Source organism: Halomonas campaniensis (assembly GCF_014193375.1).
In the GTDB taxonomy this organism is placed as follows: domain Bacteria; phylum Pseudomonadota; class Gammaproteobacteria; order Pseudomonadales; family Halomonadaceae; genus Halomonas; species Halomonas campaniensis.
Genome location: NZ_JACHZF010000007.1, coordinates 70072 through 89635 on the forward strand (window position 1 = coordinate 70072; position 19564 = coordinate 89635).

Annotated in this window: 15 protein-coding genes; 9 read left to right on the forward strand and 6 right to left on the reverse strand. The window is 67.3% G+C overall.

Features of this window, described 5'->3' with window-relative positions; translation table 11 throughout:
* Positions 1–6: 6 nt before the first annotated feature.
* Positions 7–1290 carry a citrate synthase gene (gene gltA, locus BDK63_RS05905; protein WP_183330442.1) on the reverse strand — a complete coding sequence of 428 codons (1284 nt, stop codon included), beginning with the start codon at positions 1288–1290 and terminating at the stop codon, positions 7–9.
* Positions 1291–1741: 451 nt separating this feature from the next.
* On the opposite strand from gltA, the gene sdhC reads away from it, so the two are divergent.
* The 9 genes from sdhC (at position 1742) to sucD (ending at position 13357) form a co-directional block, all read left to right on the forward strand.
* Positions 1742–2119 (forward strand): succinate dehydrogenase, cytochrome b556 subunit, encoded by a 378-nt coding sequence (gene sdhC / locus BDK63_RS05910; protein ID WP_110068261.1) that lies wholly within the window; start codon positions 1742–1744, stop codon positions 2117–2119.
* Positions 2113–2460 (forward strand): succinate dehydrogenase, hydrophobic membrane anchor protein, encoded by a 348-nt coding sequence (gene sdhD / locus BDK63_RS05915; protein WP_183330443.1) that lies wholly within the window; start codon positions 2113–2115, stop codon positions 2458–2460. The genes sdhC and sdhD overlap by 7 nt, the downstream gene beginning before the upstream one ends.
* Before the next feature lie 3 nt (positions 2461–2463).
* On the forward strand, positions 2464–4236 hold the full coding sequence (sdhA, locus tag BDK63_RS05920; RefSeq protein WP_183330444.1) for a succinate dehydrogenase flavoprotein subunit: 1773 nt from the start codon (positions 2464–2466) through the stop codon (positions 4234–4236).
* A 26-nt stretch (positions 4237–4262) separates the two neighbouring features.
* Complete coding sequence (locus BDK63_RS05925) at positions 4263–4967, forward strand: succinate dehydrogenase iron-sulfur subunit (protein WP_183330445.1); 705 nt, start codon at positions 4263–4265, stop codon at positions 4965–4967.
* 252 nt (positions 4968–5219) lie between these two features.
* Entirely contained in the window at positions 5220–8054 is a 2835-nt protein-coding gene (locus BDK63_RS05930; RefSeq protein ID WP_183330446.1) for a 2-oxoglutarate dehydrogenase E1 component, read from the forward strand.
* A 39-nt stretch (positions 8055–8093) separates the two neighbouring features.
* The gene (gene odhB / locus BDK63_RS05935) at positions 8094–9674 is read left to right on the forward strand and encodes a 2-oxoglutarate dehydrogenase complex dihydrolipoyllysine-residue succinyltransferase (protein WP_183330447.1); all 1581 of its coding nucleotides are present in this window, start codon (positions 8094–8096) and stop codon (positions 9672–9674) included.
* Positions 9675–9738: 64 nt separating this feature from the next.
* The gene (gene lpdA, locus BDK63_RS05940; RefSeq protein WP_183330448.1) at positions 9739–11178 is read left to right on the forward strand and encodes a dihydrolipoyl dehydrogenase; all 1440 of its coding nucleotides are present in this window, start codon (positions 9739–9741) and stop codon (positions 11176–11178) included.
* Positions 11179–11318: 140 nt separating this feature from the next.
* Positions 11319–12485 carry an ADP-forming succinate--CoA ligase subunit beta gene (sucC, locus tag BDK63_RS05945; protein ID WP_183330449.1) on the forward strand — a complete coding sequence of 389 codons (1167 nt, stop codon included), beginning with the start codon at positions 11319–11321 and terminating at the stop codon, positions 12483–12485.
* Positions 12485–13357, forward strand: a complete 873-nt coding sequence (sucD, locus tag BDK63_RS05950; protein ID WP_183330450.1) for a succinate--CoA ligase subunit alpha — start codon at positions 12485–12487, stop codon at positions 13355–13357. Before sucC ends, sucD begins: the two co-directional genes overlap by 1 nt.
* An 82-nt stretch (positions 13358–13439) precedes the next feature.
* Here the strand turns inward: sucD and siaD are convergent, their stop codons facing one another.
* From siaD to BDK63_RS05975, 5 genes are all read right to left on the reverse strand, one after another.
* Positions 13440–14222 carry a biofilm regulation diguanylate cyclase SiaD gene (gene siaD, locus BDK63_RS05955; RefSeq protein ID WP_183330451.1) on the reverse strand — a complete coding sequence of 261 codons (783 nt, stop codon included), beginning with the start codon at positions 14220–14222 and terminating at the stop codon, positions 13440–13442.
* The gene (gene siaC / locus BDK63_RS05960; RefSeq protein ID WP_281379238.1) at positions 14219–14617 is read right to left on the reverse strand and encodes a biofilm regulation phosphoprotein SiaC; all 399 of its coding nucleotides are present in this window, start codon (positions 14615–14617) and stop codon (positions 14219–14221) included. Before siaC ends, siaD begins: the two co-directional genes overlap by 4 nt.
* 8 nt (positions 14618–14625) lie before the next feature.
* On the reverse strand, positions 14626–15159 hold the full coding sequence (gene siaB / locus BDK63_RS05965) for a biofilm regulation protein kinase SiaB (RefSeq protein ID WP_183330452.1): 534 nt from the start codon (positions 15157–15159) through the stop codon (positions 14626–14628).
* A 9-nt stretch (positions 15160–15168) separates the two neighbouring features.
* Positions 15169–17220, reverse strand: a complete 2052-nt coding sequence (gene siaA, locus BDK63_RS05970; protein ID WP_183330453.1) for a biofilm regulation protein phosphatase SiaA — start codon at positions 17218–17220, stop codon at positions 15169–15171.
* A gap of 288 nt (positions 17221–17508) precedes the next feature.
* The gene (locus tag BDK63_RS05975; protein WP_183330526.1) at positions 17509–19449 is read right to left on the reverse strand and encodes an exoribonuclease II; all 1941 of its coding nucleotides are present in this window, start codon (positions 19447–19449) and stop codon (positions 17509–17511) included.
* Between the last annotated feature and the right edge of the window lie 115 nt (positions 19450–19564).

The following is a 19564-nucleotide window of genomic DNA, read 5'->3' on the forward strand; positions in this document are numbered from 1 at the left end:
GCCGACTTACTTGGCAGGATAGTCGCGCTGGGTGTGCCCGGTATAGAGCTGGCGCGGGCGGCCGATCTTGTAGCTGTCGCTGAGCATCTCGTGCCAGTGGGAGATCCAGCCGATGGTGCGCGACACCGCGAAGATCACGGTGAACATGTTGGTCGGAATGCCCATGGCCTTGAGGATGATGCCGGAGTAGAAGTCGACGTTGGGGTAGAGCTTGCGCTCGACGAAGTACTCGTCCTCCAGGGCGATCTGCTCGAGGCGCTTGGCGATCTTGAGCTGCGGGTCGTCGATGCCGAGCTCGGCCAGCACCTCGTCGCAGGTCTCCTTCATCACCTTGGCGCGCGGGTCGAAGTTGCGGTAGACCCGGTGGCCGAAGCCCATCAGCTTGAAGGGGTCATCCTTGTCCTTGGCCTTGTCGATGAAGCGCTGGATGTTCTCCTCGGAATCGTCACCGATCTCGTCGAGCATCTTGAGCACCGCCTCGTTGGCGCCGCCGTGGGCCGGGCCCCACAGGGCGGCGATGCCGGCGCTGATGCAGGCGAAGGGGTTGGCGCCGGTGGAGCCGGCCAGGCGCACCGTGGAGGTGGAGGCGTTCTGCTCGTGGTCCGCGTGCAGCATGAAGATGCGGTCCATGGCCTTGGCGTAGACCGGGTTGACCTGGTACTCCTCGCACGGGTTGCTGAACATCATGTAGAGGAAGTTCTCTGCATAGCTCAGGTCGTTGCGCGGGTAGTTGAACGGCTGGCCGACGTTGTACTTGTAGGACATGGCCGCGATGGTCGGCATCTTGGCGATCAGGCGGATCGCGCTGATGATGCGATCCTCCTCGATGTTGATGTCCATGTGGTCGTGGTAGAAGGCGGCGAGGCCACCGACCACGCCACACAGGATCGACATCGGGTGGGCGTCGCGGCGGAAGCCCTTGAAGAAGTTGTTGATCTGGTCGTGGACCATGGTGTGGTTGCGGACCCGCGACTCGAAGTCGGCGTACTGCTCGTCGTCGGGCAGGTCGCCGAACAGCAGCGTGTAGCACAGCTCGACGAAGTTGGACTCCTTGGCCAGCTGGTCGATCGGGTAGCCGCGATGCAGCAGCACGCCCTTGCCGCCGTCGATGTAGGTGATGGCGGACTGGCAGGAGGAGGTGGACATGAACCCGGGGTCATAGGTGAACAGGCCTTCGGCACCCAGTCCACGCACGTCGATCACATCCGGGCCCAGGTTGCCCGAATAGACAGGCAGTTCGATCGTCTTGTCCAGACCGTCTACCGTCAGCGTCGCTTTCCTGTCAGCCATGGAGGCCTCCTCTCGAGTTCGTGATAAGGGCGATAAGTTGTTATTTCGCGGTGCGTGTTCACCTGGAACGCCGGCGAAAAGGTTCGCCTACTATAGAAGCGTTCCAGCGATTGTCAATTAGCCCATGGCGACCCGCATGCTATACGAAATGTTCTATGATGAATAAGTGTCGTACAATAAATGGTGCTATGCACCATCGTGCCGCGCGCGGGCGGCGGGTGGCCGTGCCGACGGGCGGGAGACCGCCTCCGACGGCTTTGCACCATGGTCTAGTCCGGGCTCCGGTCATTTGTCATGGGGCGGCCATGTCCCTATAATCCACCCCGCGCGACTGGCAGGAAAAGGCGGTCTTGCTGTCAAACGGCAAGTGCCGATCCTTCCCGAAACCACCGCCCGCTCGGGCCATGCCCGACCTGTCGTAGAGCGGGCCATAGAGAGTGTGTAGAGAGCCGTGAATAGCAAACGACCCGTAAACCTGGATCTGTCCACGATACAGTTTCCACTCCCCGCCCTGACCTCCATCACCCACCGCATCACCGGCGTGATCCTGTTCGTCGGCCTGATCTTCGCCTTCTGGGCGCTCAGCAAGTCGCTGTCGTCGCCGGCCGGCTTCGCCGCGGTCAGTGATGCGCTGGCCAACAACTTCCTGGCCAAGCTGATCGCCTGGGGCCTGCTGTCGGCGCTGGCCTTCCACTTTGTGGCCGGCATCAAGCACCTGCTGATGGATGCAGACATCGGTGTCACCCTCGAGGGCGGCGTCAAGAAGGCACAGATCACCGTGGTGGTGAGTGCGGTCCTGATCATTCTGGCGGGAGTCTGGGTATGGTAACCAACATCACGAACCTCGGCCGCAGCGGCCTCTCCGACTGGCTGATCCAGCGCGTCTCGGCGGTCATCCTGGCGGTCTACACGCTCTTTATCGTTCTCTACCTGCTGTTCAATCCGGGTCTCGACTATGCCACCTGGAGCGGCCTGTTCGCCCAGACCTGGATGCGCATCTTCTCGCTGCTGGCCTTCGTGTCGCTGGCCGCCCACGCCTGGGTCGGGCTGTGGACCGTGACCACCGACTACCTCAAGCCGACCGGCATCCGCGTCGGCGCCCAGACCGTCATCATCCTGGCCATCTTCGTGTTCCTGGTCTGGGGCATTCAGATTCTGTGGGGAGCCTGATACATGTCCAACCTGCGTAGCCTTTCCTTCGACGCCATCATCATCGGCGGTGGCGGTGCCGGCCTGCGGGCCGCCCTGGAGCTGGCCAAGTCCGGCAAGAAGACCGCCGTGCTCTCCAAGGTCTTCCCGACCCGCTCCCATACCGTTTCCGCCCAGGGCGGCATCACCTGTGCCATCGCCTCGGCCGACCCCAACGACGACTGGCGCTGGCACATGTACGACACCGTCAAGGGCGGCGACTATATCGCCGACCAGGACGCGGCCGAGTACATGTGCTCCGAGGGCCCCAAGGCGGTGTTCGAGCTCGAGCACATGGGCCTGCCGTTCTCCCGCTTCGACAACGGCCGCATCTACCAGCGCCCGTTCGGCGGCCAGTCCAAGGACTTCGGTGCCGGCGGCCAGGCGGCCCGCACCTGCGCGGCGGCCGACCGCACCGGTCATGCCCTGCTGCACACCCTCTATCAGAACAATCTGAAGAACAACACCACCTTCCTCAACGAGTGGTATGCGGTTGACCTGGTCAAGAACGCCAACGGCGACGTGGTGGGCTGCATCGCCATGGACATCGAGACCGGCGAAGTGGTGCACGTCAAGTCCAAGGCCACCGTGCTGGCCACCGGCGGCGCCGGTCGCATCTACGCCTCCACCACCAACGCCCTGATCAATACCGGCGATGGCATCGGCATGGCGCTGCGCGCCGGCTTCCCGATGCAGGACATGGAGATGTGGCAGTTCCACCCGACCGGCATCTACGGCGCGGGCACCCTGGTGACCGAGGGCTGCCGTGGCGAGGGTGGCTACCTGATCAACAAGGATGGCGAGCGCTTCATGGAGCGCTATGCGCCCAACGCCAAGGACCTGGCCGGCCGCGACGTGGTCGCGCGCTCCATGGTCATGGAGATCCTCGAGGGCCGCGGCTGCGGCGAGAACGGTGACCACGTGTTCCTCAAGCTGGACCACCTGGGCGAGGAAGTGCTCGGCAAGCGCCTGCCCGGCATCGTCGAGCTCTCCAAGACCTTCGCCCACGTGGACCCGGCCAAGGAGCCGATCCCGGTGGTGCCGACCTGCCACTACATGATGGGCGGGATCCCCACCAACGTGCATGGCCAGGCGATCATGCAGGACGCCGACGGCAACGACCAGATCATCAACGGCCTGTTCGCCTGCGGCGAGGCGGCCTGCGTGTCGGTGCACGGCGCCAACCGCCTGGGCGGCAACTCGCTGCTCGACCTGGTGGTCTTCGGCCGCGCGGCCGGCATGTTCATCGAGGGTGCGCTCAACGAGGGCATCGAATACCTCGACGCCTCCGAGTCCGACGTCGAGTCGGCCATGAAGCGCATGACCCGCTGGAACGAGTCCGAGGGCGGCGAGACCGTGCCGGAGCTCAAGCGCGAGCTGCAGGGCATCATGCAGAACTCCTTCGGCGTGTTCCGCGAGGAGGAGAACATGCAGAAGGGCGTCAAGCAGCTGGCCGAGCTGCGCGAGCGCATCGCCAAGGCTCACCTGCCGGACAAGTCCAACGCCTTCAACACCGCCCGTGTCGAGGCGCTGGAGCTCGACAACCTGATGGAAGTGGCCGAGGCAACCGCTATCGCCGCCCTGGAGCGCAAGGAGAGCCGTGGCGCCCATTCCCGCTACGACTATCCGGACCGTGACGACGTCAACTGGCTGAAGCACTCGCTCTACTTCCCGGCCGAGAAGAAGCTCGGCAAGCGCGATGTCAACTTCGCGCCCAAGACCGTCGACACCTTCGAGCCGAAAGTCCGCACCTACTAATTCAGCCAATACGAGGGTGAGCCACGATGCTTCAGGTATCCATCTACCGCTACAACCCGGAGACCGACTCCGCGCCCTACATGCAGGAGTTCCAGGTCGACACCCAGGGCCGTGACATCATGGTCCTCGACGTCCTGCACATGATGAAGGAGCAGGACAACGGCCTGGCCTACCGCCGCAGCTGCCGCGAGGGCGTGTGTGGCTCCGACGGCATGAACATGAACGGCAAGAACGGCCTGGCCTGCATCACCCCGCTCTCCGAGGTGGTGAAGAACGGCAAGCTGGTGCTGCGCCCGCTGCCGGGCCTGCCGGTCATCCGCGACCTGGTGGTCGACATGGGGCTGTTCTACAAGCAGTACGAGCGCATCCAGCCGTACCTGCAGAACGACACCCCGGCGCCGGCCATCGAGCGCCTGCAGTCGCCGGAAGATCGCGACAAGCTCGACGGCCTCTACGAGTGCATCCTGTGCGCCTGCTGCTCCACCTCCTGCCCGTCGTTCTGGTGGAATCCGGACAAGTTCGTCGGCCCGGCCGGCCTGCTGCAGTCCTACCGCTTCCTGGCCGACTCCCGCGACGAGGCCACCCGCGAGCGCCTGGCCGAGCTGGAGGACCCGTTCTCCGTGTTCCGCTGCCGCGGCATCATGAACTGCGTCGCGGTCTGTCCCAAGGGGCTCAACCCGACCCGCGCGATCGGCAAGATCCGCGAAATGCTGCTGGCCAATGCCACTTAAATCGTGGCCCGTGGCTTGTTATCATGGGCCGCGGATTCCGGCTGCGACGCCTTGTCGCGGCCGGAGGATGGCACAGTAGTGTCAGGAGCCGGTGCCTTGGGCACCGGCTCCTGAGCATCGAATTCAAGGCTTTCGGCCGCGTGCCGTGAGCGCCGGAAAGCGAGATGCCCCGCCGGCAGGGCACCACCGATGTCGCCGCGCCCGCGTCGCGGTGACGCCGATACCACCCCATCAGTGCAGGGTGACCGAGAGATGCAACAAGGCATAATGGAGTTGATGTGGCGCTCCTCCCACGTCAGTGGCGGCAATGCCCACTATGTGGAAGCGCTCTACGAGCAGTACCTCGATGATCCCGATGCTGTCCCCGGCGAGTGGCGCACGTATTTCGACCAGTTGCCGCGCCCCGAAGGCAGCGCCTCCCATGACGTTCCGCTTGCCCCGATCCGTGACCAGTTCTATCAGCTGGGCCGCGCCCGTCGCACCAGCGTGGCAGCCGCCGCCTCGGACAGCGACGAGAGCCGCAAGCAGGTCAAGGTCCTCCAGCTGATCAACGCCTACCGCTTCCGCGGCCACCAGAAGGCGAACATCGACCCCCTGGGCCTGCGCAGCCCGACGCCCGTCCCCGACCTCGACCTCTCCTTCCACCAGCTGTCGAAGAGCGACCTCGACACCGAGTTCCAGACCGGCTCCTTCTTCCTGGGCCTGGACCGCGCGCCGCTGAAGGATATCGTCTCGGCGCTGGATCAGACCTACTGCCGCTCCATCGGCTGCGAGATCATGCACATCGTCGACACCGAGGAGAAGCGCTGGCTGCAGCAGCGCTTCGAGTCGGTGCGCAGTGCGCCGACGTTCAGCCCCGAGGTGCGCAGGCACGTGCTCGAGCGGCTGACCGCCGCCGAGGGCCTCGAGAACTACCTGGCCTCCAAGTACCCGGGCACCAAGCGCTTCGGCCTGGAGGGCGGCGAGGCCTTCATCCCGATGATGGACGAGCTGATCCAGCGTGCCGGCGGCTACGGCACCAAGGAAGTGGTGATCGGCATGGCCCACCGCGGCCGCCTCAACCTGCTGGTCAACATCCTCGGCAAGAACCCCGGCGAGCTGATCGACGAGTTCGACGGCAAGAAGGTCATCGAGCGCGGCTCCGGCGACGTGAAGTACCACCAGGGCTTCAGCTCCAACGTCATGTCGCCGGGCGGCGAGGTGCACCTGGCGCTGTCGTTCAACCCCTCCCACCTGGAGATCGTCGCTCCCGTGGTCGAGGGCTCGGTGCGCGCCCGCCAGGATCGCCGTGACGACCCGGTCGGTGACAAGGTACTGCCGATCAACGTCCACGGCGATGCGGCCTTCGCCGGCCAGGGCGTGGTCATGGAGACCTTCCAGATGTCCCAGACCCGCGCCTACAAGACCGGCGGCACGGTGCACATCGTCATCAACAACCAGGTGGGCTTCACTACCTCCCACCCGCAGGATGCGCGCTCCACCGAGTACTGCACGGACATCGCCAAGATGGTCCAGGCGCCGATCTTCCACGTCAACGGCGACGACGCCGACGCGGTGCTGCACGCCACCCAGGTGGCGCTGGACTACCGCCAGCAGTTCAAGAAGGACGTGGTGATCGACCTGGTCTGCTACCGCCGTCGCGGCCACAACGAGGCCGACGAGCCGTCCGGCACCCAGCCGCTGATGTACCAGAAGATCCGCGAGCAGAAGACCGCCCGCGAGCTCTACGCGGCGCGCCTGGTCGGCGAGGGCGTGATCAGCGAAGAGGACGCCAAGGCGCTGATCGAGACCTATCGCGAGGACCTGATCGCCGGCAACCACGTGGCCAACGCCCTGGTGCAGGAGCCCAACACCTCGCTGTTCGTCGACTGGAAGCCCTACCTGGGCCACGAGTGGGTCGGCTACACCGACACCAGCTTCGACATGAAGCGCCTGCAGCAGCTGGCCGCCAGGATGTGCGAGATCCCCGACGGTATCACCGTGCAGCGCCAGGTGGCCAAGATCTACGAGGATCGCCGCAAGATGCAGGCCGGCGGCATGGCGCTGAACTGGGGCTTCGCCGAGACCCTGGCCTACGCCACCCTGCTCGACGAGGGCCACCCGGTGCGCATCACCGGCCAGGACGTCGGCCGCGGCACCTTCTCCCACCGCCATGCGGTGATCCACAACCAGAAGGATGGCTCCAGCTACGTGCCGCTGCAGCACATGGCCGACGGCCAGCCGTGCTTCACCATCCACGACTCCTACCTCTCCGAGGAGGCGGTGCTGGCGTTCGAGTATGGCTATGCCACCACGGCGCCCAACGACCTGGTGATCTGGGAGGCCCAGTTCGGCGACTTCTTCAACGGCGCCCAGGTGGTGGTGGACCAGTTCATCTCCTCCGGCGAGACCAAGTGGGGACGGCTGTGCGGCCTGACCATGCTGCTGCCCCACGGCTACGAGGGGCAGGGGCCCGAGCACTCCTCGGCCCGCCTGGAACGCTTCCTGCAGCTGTGCGCCGAGCACAACATGCAGGTCTGCGTGCCGACCACCCCGGCTCAGATCTTCCACCTGCTGCGCCGCCAGGTGATCCGCAAGCTGAGAAAGCCGCTGGTGGTGATGTCGCCCAAGAGCCTGCTGCGCCACAAGGAGGCGACCTCGACCCTCGACGAGCTGGCCAACGGCCACTTCCAGATGGTGCTGTCCGACCAGGGCAACCTCGAGGCCGAGAAGGTCGAGCGCATCATCCTGTGTGCCGGCAAGGTCTACTACGACCTGGCCGCCTGGCGGGCCGAGAACGGGCGTGACGACGTGGCCATCCTGCGCCTGGAGCAGCTCTACCCCTTCCCCAAGGAGGAGCTCTTCGAGGCGATCCAGGCCTACACCAACGTCACCGACGTGGTGTGGTGCCAGGAGGAGCCGCTCAACCAGGGGGCCTGGTACCCGAGCCAGCATCACATGCGTGCGGTAGCCGACATGCTGCGCGACGGCATGGGGGGCAAGCTCAAGTTCGCCGGTCGCCCGGCATCGGCAGCACCCGCGGCGGGCTACATGTCCGTGCACACCGAACAGCAGCGCCAGCTGGTGGAAGACGCCTTCAATCTCTGAGGCGCCCACCGGGACGAGAGAACAGACAAGGGAAACGACATGGCTACCGAGATCAAGGCACCCACCTTTCCGGAATCCGTTGCCGAGGGCAGCGTCGCCGCCTGGCACAAGAAGCCGGGTGACAGCGTCGAGCGCGACGAGCTGATCGTCGAGATCGAGACCGACAAGGTGGTCCTCGAGGTGCTGGCGCCGGAAGCCGGCACCCTCTCCGAGGTGCTCGCCGAGGAGGGCGACACCGTCGAGTCGGAGCAGGTGCTGGGCCGGATCGGGGAAGGCAAGGCCCAGGGCGGCGACAAGCCGAAGAGCGAGAAGGCCGACGCCAAGGCCGAGTCGAAGAGCGACGCCAAGGCCGAGTCGAAGGGCGACGCCGAGGCCGAGAAGAAGGCCTCGGGTGGCGGCAAGCAGCACGAGGTGAAGGCGCCGACCTTCCCCGAGTCCATCCAGGAAGGCACCGTCGCCAGCTGGAACAAGCAGGTCGGTGAAGCCGTCAAGCGCGACGAGGTGCTGGCCGAGATCGAGACCGACAAGGTGGTGCTCGAGGTCGTGGCACCGGCCGACGGGGCGCTTGCCGAGATCAAGGCCGAGGAGGGCAGCCAGGTCGAGTCCGAGGCGGTGCTGGCGATCTTCACCGAGGGCGCCGGCGGCGAGGCCGACACCTCCGCCGACGAGGCCCCGGCCGCTTCCGCCGACGACGGCGCCAGCGACGAGAAGGTGGGCGACAAGATCCTCGCCCCCGCTGCGCGCAAGCTGGTCGCCGAGCACGACCTCGACGTCAGCCGCATCGAAGGCACCGGCAAGGGTGGCCGCATCCTCAAGGAGGACGTGCAGAAGGCCGTGAAGGAAGGCACCGCGAAGAAGGCGGCCAAGCCGGCCGGTGGTGCCGCCAAGGCCGCCGCGGCGGCACCGGCCGTCGAGGGCGAGCGCCCCGAGAAGCGCGTGCCGATGAGCCGCCTGCGCCAGACCATCGCCAAGCGCCTGGTCCAGGCCCAGCAGACCGCCGCCATGCTGACCACCTACAACGAGGTGGACATGGGCGCGGTGATGGACCTGCGTTCCCAGTACAAGGACGCCTTCCTCAAGGCCCACGACACCAAGCTCGGCTTCATGGGCTTCTTCGTCAAGGCGGCCTCCGAGGCGCTCAAGCGCTTCCCGGACGTCAACGCCTCCATCGACGGCACCGACATCGTCTACCACGGCTACCAGGACATCGGCGTGGCGGTCTCCACCGACCGCGGCCTGGTGGTCCCGGTGCTGCGCGACACCGACAGCATGAAGATCGCCGATGTGGAGAAGGGCATCGTCGACTTCGGCAAGCGCGCCCGTGACGGCAAGCTCGGCATCGACGAGATGCAGGGTGGCACCTTCACCATCACCAACGGCGGCATCTTCGGCTCGCTGATGTCCACGCCGATCCTCAATCCGCCGCAGACCGCCATCCTGGGCATGCACAAGATCCAGGAGCGTCCCATGGCGGTGAACGGCAAGGTCGAGATCCGCCCGATGATGTACCTGGCGCTCTCCTACGACCACCGCATGATCGACGGCAAGGACGCGGTGCAGTTCCTGGTCACCATCAAGGAGCTGCTCGAGGATCCGTCACGTCTGCTGCTGGACATCTGAACGGCCCGAGACGCCGGAAGATCCCGGCGAAGCCTGAACCACAAGACATGCAACGGGAGCCAACATGGCTGACAAGTATGATGTGATCGTGATCGGCGCGGGCCCTGGCGGCTACGTGGCCGCCATCCGTGCTGCCCAGATGGGGCTGAAGACGGCCTGCGTCGAGAAGTGGATCGGCAAGGAAGGCAATGTCGTCTTCGGCGGCACCTGCCTCAACGTGGGCTGCATCCCCTCCAAGGCGCTGCTCGAGGCCTCCCACAAGTTCGTCGAGGCCAAGCATGACTTCGACGACATGGGCATCCAGGCAGGCGACGTCCAGATGGACGTCAAGAAGATGATCGCCCGCAAGGACAAGATCGTGAAGAACCTCACCGGTGGCATCGCCGGCCTGTTCAAGGCCAACGGCGTGACCGGCATCGAGGGTACCGGCAAGGTGACCGGCGCCAAGCAGGTCGAGGTCACCGACAAGGACGGCAAGGCGACCACCTACGAGGGTGACAGCATCATCATCGCCGCCGGCTCCGTGCCGGTGGAGATCCCGCCGACGCCGCTCACCGAGGGCCTGATCGTCGACTCCACCGGCGCGCTGGAGTTCACCGAGACGCCCAAGCGACTCGGCGTGATCGGCGCCGGCGTCATTGGCCTGGAGCTGGGCAGCGTCTGGAACCGCCTGGGTTCCGAGGTCACCGTGCTCGAGGCCATGGACAGCTTCCTGCCGATGGTCGATACCGCCATCGCCAAGGAGACCCAGAAGCTGCTCAAGAAGCAGGGCCTGGACATCAAGCTGGGCGCCCGCGTCACCGGCTCCGAGGTCAAGGGCAAGGAAGTGGTCGTCAAGTACACCGACGGTGACGGCGACCAGGAGATGACCTTCGACAAGCTGATCGTCTGCGTCGGCCGCAAGCCCTACACCAAGGGCGTGGTCGCCGACGGCCTGGGCATCGAGCTGGACGAGCGCGGCTTCATCCACGTGGATGACCAGTGCCGCACCAGCGTGCCGGGCGTCTATGCCATCGGCGACTGCGTGCGCGGCCCGATGCTGGCCCACAAGGCGTCCGAAGAGGGCGTGATGGTCGCGGACATCATCGCCGGCCACAAGGCCGAGATGAACTACGACGCCATCCCCAACGTCATCTACACCTTCCCCGAGGTGGCCTGGGTCGGTATGACCGAGCAGGACGCCAAGGCGGCCGGCATCGAGGTCAAGACCGGCAGCTTCCCGTTCGCGGCCAGCGGCCGCGCCATGGCCAACAACGCCACCGAGGGCCAGGCCAAGATCATCGCCGATGCCGAGACCGATCGCGTGCTGGGCATGCATATCGTCGGCCAGCACGCCGGCGAGATGATCGCCCAGGGCGTCATCGCCCTGGAGTTCGGCTCCAGTGCCGAGGACCTGGCGCTGACCTGCTACGCCCACCCGACCATGTCGGAGGCGGTGCACGAGGCGGCGCTCGCCGTGGACGGCCATGCGATCCACATGGCCAACCGCAAGAAGCGCAAGTAGGACAAGAAGCGCCGCCCTGACGGGCGGCGCATCCCTTCCGGCCATGTACCGGAAGGGGTCGGTGGTAGCCGTGTACGCCACGCCGCTCGGGCGTCGGCCCGGTTACCGTTCGAGTCACATGCAACCAATGGCATGAATCGATGAACCTTCACGAGTATCAGGGCAAACAGCTGTTTGCCGACTATGGTCTGCCGGTGTCCAAGGGCTTCGCCGTCGACACCCCCGAGGAAGCGGCGGAAGCCTGCAAGAAGATCGGCGGCGAGATGTGGGTGGTCAAGGCCCAGGTCCACGCCGGTGGTCGCGGCAAGGCGGGCGGCGTCAAGCTGATCAAGAGCCCGGAGGAGGCCAAGGCCTTTGCCGAGCAGTGGCTGGGCAAGAACCTGGTGACCTACCAGACCGACGAGAAGGGTCAGCCGGTCGCCAAGATCCTGGTCGAGAACTGCACCGACATCGCCGAGGAGCTCTACCTGGGCGCCGTGGTCGACCGTGCCACCCGTCGCGTGGTCTTCATGGCCTCCACCGAGGGCGGCGTCGAGATCGAGAAGGTTGCCGAGGAGACGCCCGAGAAGATCCTCAAGGCCGAGATCGACCCGCTGGTCGGTGCCCAGCCCTACCAGGCCCGCGAGCTGGCCTTCGCCCTGGGCCTCAAGGGCGATCAGGTGAAGCAGTTCACCAAGATCTTCCTGGGCCTCTCCAAGCTGTTCCACGACAAGGACCTGGCGCTGCTCGAGATCAACCCGCTGGTGATCACCGACGAGGGCAACCTCCACTGCCTCGACGCCAAGATCAACCTGGACAGCAACGCCCTCTACCGCCATCCGGACCTGCAGGCGATGCGTGACCCCTCCCAGGAGGACGCGCGCGAGGCCGAGGCGGCCGCGTGGGAGCTCAACTACGTGGCGCTGGACGGCAACATCGGCTGCATGGTCAACGGCGCCGGCCTGGCCATGGGCACCATGGACATCGTCAACCTCCACGGCGGCTCCCCGGCCAACTTCCTCGACGTGGGCGGCGGTGCCACCAAGGAGCGCGTCGCCGAGGCCTTCAAGCTGATCCTCTCCGACGACAACGTCAAGGCCGTGCTGGTCAACATCTTCGGTGGCATCGTGCGCTGCGACATGATCGCCGAGGGCATCATCGGTGCCGTCGAGCAGGTCGGCGTCAACGTGCCGGTCGTGGTGCGCCTGGAAGGTACCAACGCCGAGCTGGGTGCCGAGAAGCTGGCCTCCAGTGGTCTGAACATCATCGCTGCTACCAGTCTGACCGATGCGGCTCAGCAGGTCGTCAAGGCAGCGGAGGGCAAGTAATGAGTATCCTGATCGACAAGAACACCAAGGTCATCTGCCAGGGCTTCACCGGCGGCCAGGGGACCTTCCACTCCGAGCAGGCGATCGCCTACGGTACCCAGATGGTCGGCGGCGTGACCCCGGGCAAGGGCGGCCAGGAGCACCTGGGCCTGCCGGTGTTCAACACTGTCAAGGAAGCCGTCGAGAAGACCGGCGCCGAGGCCAGCGTGATCTACGTGCCGGCCCCGTTCTGCAAGGACTCCATCCTCGAGGCCGCCAACGCCGGCATCAAGCTGATCGTCTGCATCACCGAGGGCATCCCCACCCTCGACATGCTCGACGTCAAGGTGAAGTGCGACGAGCTGGGTGTGCGCCTGATCGGCCCGAACTGCCCGGGCGTGATCACCCCCGGCGAGACCAAGATCGGCATCATGCCGGGCCACATCCACAAGCCGGGCAAGGTCGGTATCGTGTCGCGCTCCGGCACCCTGACCTATGAGGCGGTCAAGCAGACCACCGACCACGGCTTCGGCCAGTCCACCTGCGTGGGCATCGGCGGCGACCCGATCCCGGGCTCCAACTTCATCGACATCCTCGAGATGTTCGAGAAGGACCCGGCCACCGAGGCGATCGTGATGATCGGCGAGATCGGCGGCACCGCCGAGGAAGAGGCAGCGGCCTACATCAAGGCCAACGTCTCCAAGCCGGTGGTCTCCTACATTGCCGGCGTCACCGCCCCTCCGGGCAAGCGCATGGGCCACGCCGGTGCGATCATCTCCGGCGGCAAGGGCACCGCGGACGAGAAGTTCGCCGCCCTCGAGGACGCCGGCGTGAAGACCGTGCGTTCGCTGGCCGAGATCGGCGACGCCCTGAAGGAAGTGACCGGCTGGTAAGCCGCTCCCTGCCGACAGGCGTGGAACCACAGGACGGGCACCCCCAGGGGTGCCCGTCCTGCATTTCGGGGCCCTTCAGGCCTCAGCGGTCGGCGGTCAGGCAGCGGTCCCGGCCGTTGCGCTTGGCCTCCAGCAGGGCCTGGTCGGCGCGCTGCAGCGTGGTCAGGTGGCGCTCGCCGATGCGGTGCTCGCTGATCCCGGCACTCAGCGTCACCGATAGCCGCTCCTCGCAGCTGGTGATGGTGACGGCCGACACGCGCTCGCGCAGCCGCTCGACGATCCGGCGCGCCTCGTCGAGCCGGGTCTCCGCGAGCAGCAGGATGAACTCCTCGCCGCCCCAGCGTCCGCACAGGTCGGACTCGCGCAGGACCTCGCGCATGGTGGCGGCGATGGCTACCAGCAGCCGGTCGCCGACGTCGTGGCCATGGCGGTCGTTGATGCTCTTGAAACGGTCGATGTCCAGCAGGGCCAGGGTATAGGGCCGGCCGGCGGCCTCGAGCTGGCGAAGCCGCTCGTCGATCAGTCGACGGTTGGCCAGCTGGGTGAGGGGGTCGTGGGTGGAGGCCTGGTGGAGCGCCTGGTTGCGCTCGCGCATCATCGCCTGGTAGCCATCGGAGATGCGCGACAGCTTCTGCTGGCGGCGCAGGCTGCGCTCGTAGCGCTTCTGGGTGACCTGGCGCGCCTCCAGGGCCAGCTGCTGGTAGCGGTCGGAGATGCTGATCAGGCGCTCCAGCTGATGCTGCTGGCTGCGGTATTGGGCGGCGAGGGCCTCCAGCACCTCGTGGAGGGGGTGGCCGGCATGGTCTGGCTCCGCCAGCAGCGCCTCGACCCGCTCGAGCAGCGCCTGCTCGTCCCGGCGTGTCATGCCGGCGCCGCCGTCGGGGTGATGGCGAAGGGGTAGCTGCAGTCCTCCCGGAACTCGTCGGCCAGCTCGGCGATGCGCTCGTTGCGGGGGTCGTAGCGCCACTCGACGGAGACCTCGCGGCCCTCGCCGTGGGCCTCCTCGAGCAGGTCGAAGATATCCATCATCGCCTTCACCGAGCTGGTGTTGAGGTAGACCAGCGCCAGGGAGAGGTGCAGCGGCCGTGCCTCCTCCTCGAGGTAGCGGCGCACCCAGTCGATCACCTGGTCGAAGAGTTCATAGGAGTTCTCGGGGTAGGAGTCGCCCTGCATCGCCAGCCGGCCTGCCTGCCAGCTGCTCTGGATGGCCGGTGTCGACTGGCTGCCGGGAATGTCGAGGTCTTGCGTCATGGTGATCATGGTACCCCTCAGATGGTAGCGGTCAGGCTAAAGAAACCCTGCCCGTCGGGCAATGCCTGCAGCGAGGCCTGCAGGGGGCGAGAGGTCTTGCGGGCCATGTCCAGCAGCCCCAGGCCGGCGCCGCTGCCGCCCTCGGGCTCGCGGGGGCGACGCAGCTGCTGCTTGTAGGCGGCCTTGAGCTCGGCGCGGTCCAGCGGCCCCAGCGCCTCGACCGTGCGCACCAGGCGCTCGCCGTCGGCCAGCTCGACCAGGTTGCCCGCCGAGATCAGGTAGCGCCCCTCGGCGTCCCTGGCCACCGCCACCGTGGCCGAGGCCTGGGCCTCGTCGTAGCCCCGCTGACGGGCATAGTGGCGAATGTTCTGGGTCATCTCGATGTACACGGCGAACACGTCCATGGCGGCCGACGGGGTCGCCTGCTGGGTGTCCAGGTAGTTGCGCAGCGCCTTGCCGATCTCCTCGATCAGGCTGCGCGAGATGGGGCCGTTGAAGCACAGCATGATGCGGTCGCGCTGGTAGCTCTCGCGCATGCTCAGCAGGTCCATGGGCTCTCCTCAGCGGGTGTCTCCCGTCTCCTCGGGTGGCAGGGGGGAAGCGGCAGCAGGGGCCTCCGGCTCGAGGCGGAAGGCCAGCAGCGTGATGTCGTCGCGCTGGGGAAGCTCCCCCTGGTGGGCACGCAGGGCCGCCTCGTAGGCCGCCATCTGCTGCTCGAGGGGCCTGGCGGCCTGGTCCAGCAGCAGCGCCCGGAAGCGGCGGTTGCCGAAGCCGAAGCCGTCGCTGCCGCCGGCCTGGTCGAGGAAACCGTCGCTGCACAGGGTATAGGTCCAGCCGGGGCGCAGCGGCGCCACCCGGTTCTCGTAGCGGGCCGGCCGGCGATGGCCGAGGGCGCGGCGGTGGCCGGCCAGAATCTCCAGGCGCTCGCCGTCGCTGGCATGCAGGTCGATCTTGGCCCCGGCGTAGGTCAGCGTGCCGGCGGCGGGATCGACCCACGCCAGGCCGATGTCCATGCTGGTGGCGATGGAGGCGGGCAGCTGCTCCCGGGGCAGCAGCGTCCGGCCCTGGCGGTCGATCTCGCCGAGCAGGGCGGCCGGGTCCTGGGCGCCCTCCTGGGCGAGGGCGTGGTCGATGATGGCGCGGGCGAGCATGGTCATCATGGCCCCCGGCACGCCGTGCCCGGCGCAGTCCACGATGCCCAGCAGGTACCCGCGCTCGGTGGCGCGGAAGACATAGAAGTCGCCGCCCACCACATCGCGGGGCTTCCAGAGCACCGCGTAGCGATGCCGCAGGTGCTGCTCGAGGGCGTCGTCGGGCAGGATCGCCTGCTGGATGATGCTGGCGTACTGGATGGAGGCCTCGAGCTGGCGGTGGGCCGACAGCATCTGCGCATGAGCCTCCTCCAGGGCCTGGGTGCGCTGGCGGACCTGCCCCTCGAGGTCGCGGGTGTAGTGCTCCACCCGGCGCGCCATATGGGAGAAGGAGCGCGAGAGCTCGCCGATCTCGTCATGCCGTTCGGTGGGCAGCCGCGAGCGGTAGTGCCCCTCGGCGATGGCCTGGGCGGAGCGCTTCAGGTGGTGCAGCGGGGCGAGGATCAGGCGATGGGTGCTGTAGGCGAAGCTGGCCATCAGCAGCGCCAGCAGCAGGCCGAAGGCCAGCACCAGGGGCCAGAGCCAGCGCCCCTCGAGGAGCGGGGCGGCCTGGAGGTCCAGGGCCGTGACCAGCAGCCACTGGAGTTCCGGCAGGTAACCCACGCTCATCAGCCGGGGGGCTCCCTCCAGCTCGGCCTCCAGGGAGACCACGGTGCCGGGACGGCGCATGGCGTCGTGCATGGCCCGGCGCAGCGGCTCCCGGTCGCTCTCGCCGACCATGGCCTGGATCCGCTGTCCGGCGCCCGCCTCCTGGGGGTTGCGGCCCGAATCGAGGGCGATGCGGGCGCTGTCGGGATGCACCTTGAGGGTGCCGCGGGCGTCGACCAGCATCGGGGTCATGCCGGGCGGCGGGCTGCCGAGGAAGCGCCGGATGAACTGCTGCAGGTCGATGCCGCCGCCGGCCAGGCCCAGCAGGGCGCCGTTGTCCATCACCTTGACGTTGATCCAGACCATGGCCCGCTCGAGGGCCCGGTCGGTGCCGACGTTGATGTCGTAGGTGGAGGTGCTGCCCATGGTAGCGAAGTACCAGGCATCGTCGGGGGCCTCCGGCGAGAGGCGGTAGCGCGGATCCGCCCCGTTGTCCCGGGAGCCGTCGCCGAGGTAGTAGTCCCCGGAGGCATGGTCGACGACGAAGTAGGCGCGGCTGGCGAAGTGCTGGCGGAAGCCCTCGGCCTCGGCGAGGAATCGTGCCTGGCGCGCCGGGTCGTCCGGTGCGCGCAGCCATTCCCGGGTCACCACCGAGTCGGCGAAGCGCCGGGAGAGGGCGAGCTCCCGCGTCACGGGCGCGGTCACCCGCTGCATCTGCAGCAGGGTGTACTGCTCGGCGTAGGCACCGGCGAAGTGGTCGCGTACCTCGGCGACCGCCTTCCAGCCGATCAGCCCGGCCGGAATCAGTGCCAGCAGGCAGGCCAGCAGCAGGAAGCTGACCGATTTTCCGCGCAGGCCGAGTCGTGCTGCCATGGCATCCGGGTCCCGTGGAGGCTGGGTTGCATGATCCCCAACCTTGTCACAATGCGTCACAAAGGGCGATGGCCTGGCCGCCGGACGCCTCAACGCAGCCGACATTGCCGACTTCGCCCCCCATGCCGGGTAAGCCGATCTCCTACACGGGATGGCGGCGAGAGCGACTTGATGCCCGAGTCGATGGGCGGCTGGCTCGGATTGACCGGGTCACAACGAGCCGGCCCCGGTGGGGTCTCCACCGGGGCCGGATCGCTGTTGCGTGGTCCTGGGGCGGCGCCCCCGCCGTCACTCGGTGGGGCGTCCCACCAGCGAGCGGGTCTCCTCGCGGGCCTCGGTCAGCGCCACGCGGATATGGTCGCCGAGCTTGAAGCGCTCCTCGCCCTCCACCTGGATGCGGCCCTCCTTGTCGTCGATCACCACCTTGTCGCGGTCGCTGTGCATCAGCGGGGCGGGGATGAAGGCGGTGGCGCCGTTGGCGGTCAGGCGCACCCGCATGCCGCCCCGGTTGATGGCGATGATCTCGGCGTCGAAGGCCTCCTGGGCCTCGGCGGCCGGGCTCAGGTAGCGCACGTAGAGCCAGTCCTTGACGTCGCGCTCGGCCATGCGGTTGAGCCGGCGGCGTTCGGTGAGCTGCTCGGTGAGCTCGAGGCTGGCCTCGGCCGGCGCCTGCTCGCCCTTGAGCACCCGCTTGATCAGGCGGTGGTTGACCATGTCGCCGTACTTGCGGATCGGCGAGGTCCAGGTGGCGTAGGCCGGCAGGCCGAGGCCGAAGTGGGGGCCGGGCCGGGCCGACATGCTGGTGAAGCCCTGGAAGCGGCGCAGGCGCACATCGAGCCAGGGGTCGTCGCGACCCTCCAGCTCGCGCTTCAGCTCGGTGTAGCGGGACAGCTCGGTGAGCTGCTCGCGCTCCACCTGGATGTCCTGGCTGGCGAGGAACTCCTGGGCCGCCTCGGCCTTCTCGGGCTCGAAGGCGCGATGCACGTTGAAGATGCCGTGGCCCACGTGCCTGGCGAGCAGGTCGGCGCAGCAGGCGTTGGCCGCGATCATCGACTCCTCGATCATGCGGTTGGCGATGCGCCGCTCCTCGGTGCGGATGTCCAGCACGTTGCCGGCCTCGTCCAGGTCGAAGACGTAGTCGGGACGGTCCTTGAACACCAGCGCATGCTCGGCGCGCCAGGCGCTGCGGGCCTCGGTGAGGTCGCGCAGGGCCTTGAGCTGCCCGGCGATCGCCTCGTCCGGGGCCCAGTCGCCCTGGCCCTCCAGCCAGTCGGAGACGCGGTCATAGGCCAGCTTGGCGTGGGACTGCGCGGTGGCCGCGAAGAAGCGATAGTCGCCCAGGCTGCCGTCGGCGTGCACGGTGAGGGTGCAGGCCAGCACCGGGCGCTCCTTGCCCTCCCACAGCGAGCAGAGGTCGTCGGCCAGCTGCTCGGGCAGCATGGTGACGTTCTGGCCCGGCAGGTAGACGGTGAAGGCCCGGGTGCGCGCCTCCAGGTCCGCCGCGTGGCCCTCCTCGACGTAGGCGGTGGGGTCGGCGATGGCCACGCTCAGGTTCCAGCCGCCATCCTCGCGGGAAACGATGCGCAGGGCATCGTCCATGTCGCGGGTCTTCTCGCTATCGATGGTGAAGAAGGGCTCGGCGGTGAGGTCCTCGCGCTCGAGGCCCTCGTCGAGCAGCGGCCAGTCGTCGCCGGCATCCGGGCACTCCTGCTCCAGAGCGTGGCGGGCCAGGGTGACCCGCCATGGCACGGCGGGGTCGTCGGCCTTGGCCACCAGCTCGTCGATCTGGGTGAAGAAGGCGCGGTCATCGGGCTTGAGGGGATGACGCACCAGGCGGGCCACCACCCAGTCGCCGTCGGCGATGCTCGCCTCGTCCAGGCTGCGCTTGATGCGCGCCTTCAGGACATTCTTGATCGAGGGGTGGTCGGGCACCACGGCGAGACGCCCCTCGCGGAGCTGGACGCGAGCGATGAAGCGCGACAGCCCGGCTTCGATCAGGGTGTCGGGCTCGGCGCTCTTCTTGTCGCCCTCCTCGTGGACGACCGCCTGGACACGATCGCCGTGCAGCACCTGCTTCATCGCGGGGGGCGGCACGAAATAGGAGTCGCCCTCGTCGGTCTCGAGGAAGCCGAAGGCCTTCTGGGTGGCCTTGATCACCCCCTCGACGCGGGGCGTGGTCTCGCGGATCTGTTGCTTGAGCTGGGCAAGCAGGGCGTTGTTCTGCAGCATGGTCACGATCGGGTGGCGGGAGTAGGGGGCCACTATACGGATTCCCTGGCCCGGGGCCAAACGCCGGGCGTGCGCCCCATGGGGAATCAGCGGCTTGCGTCGGGATGGTTCGCCG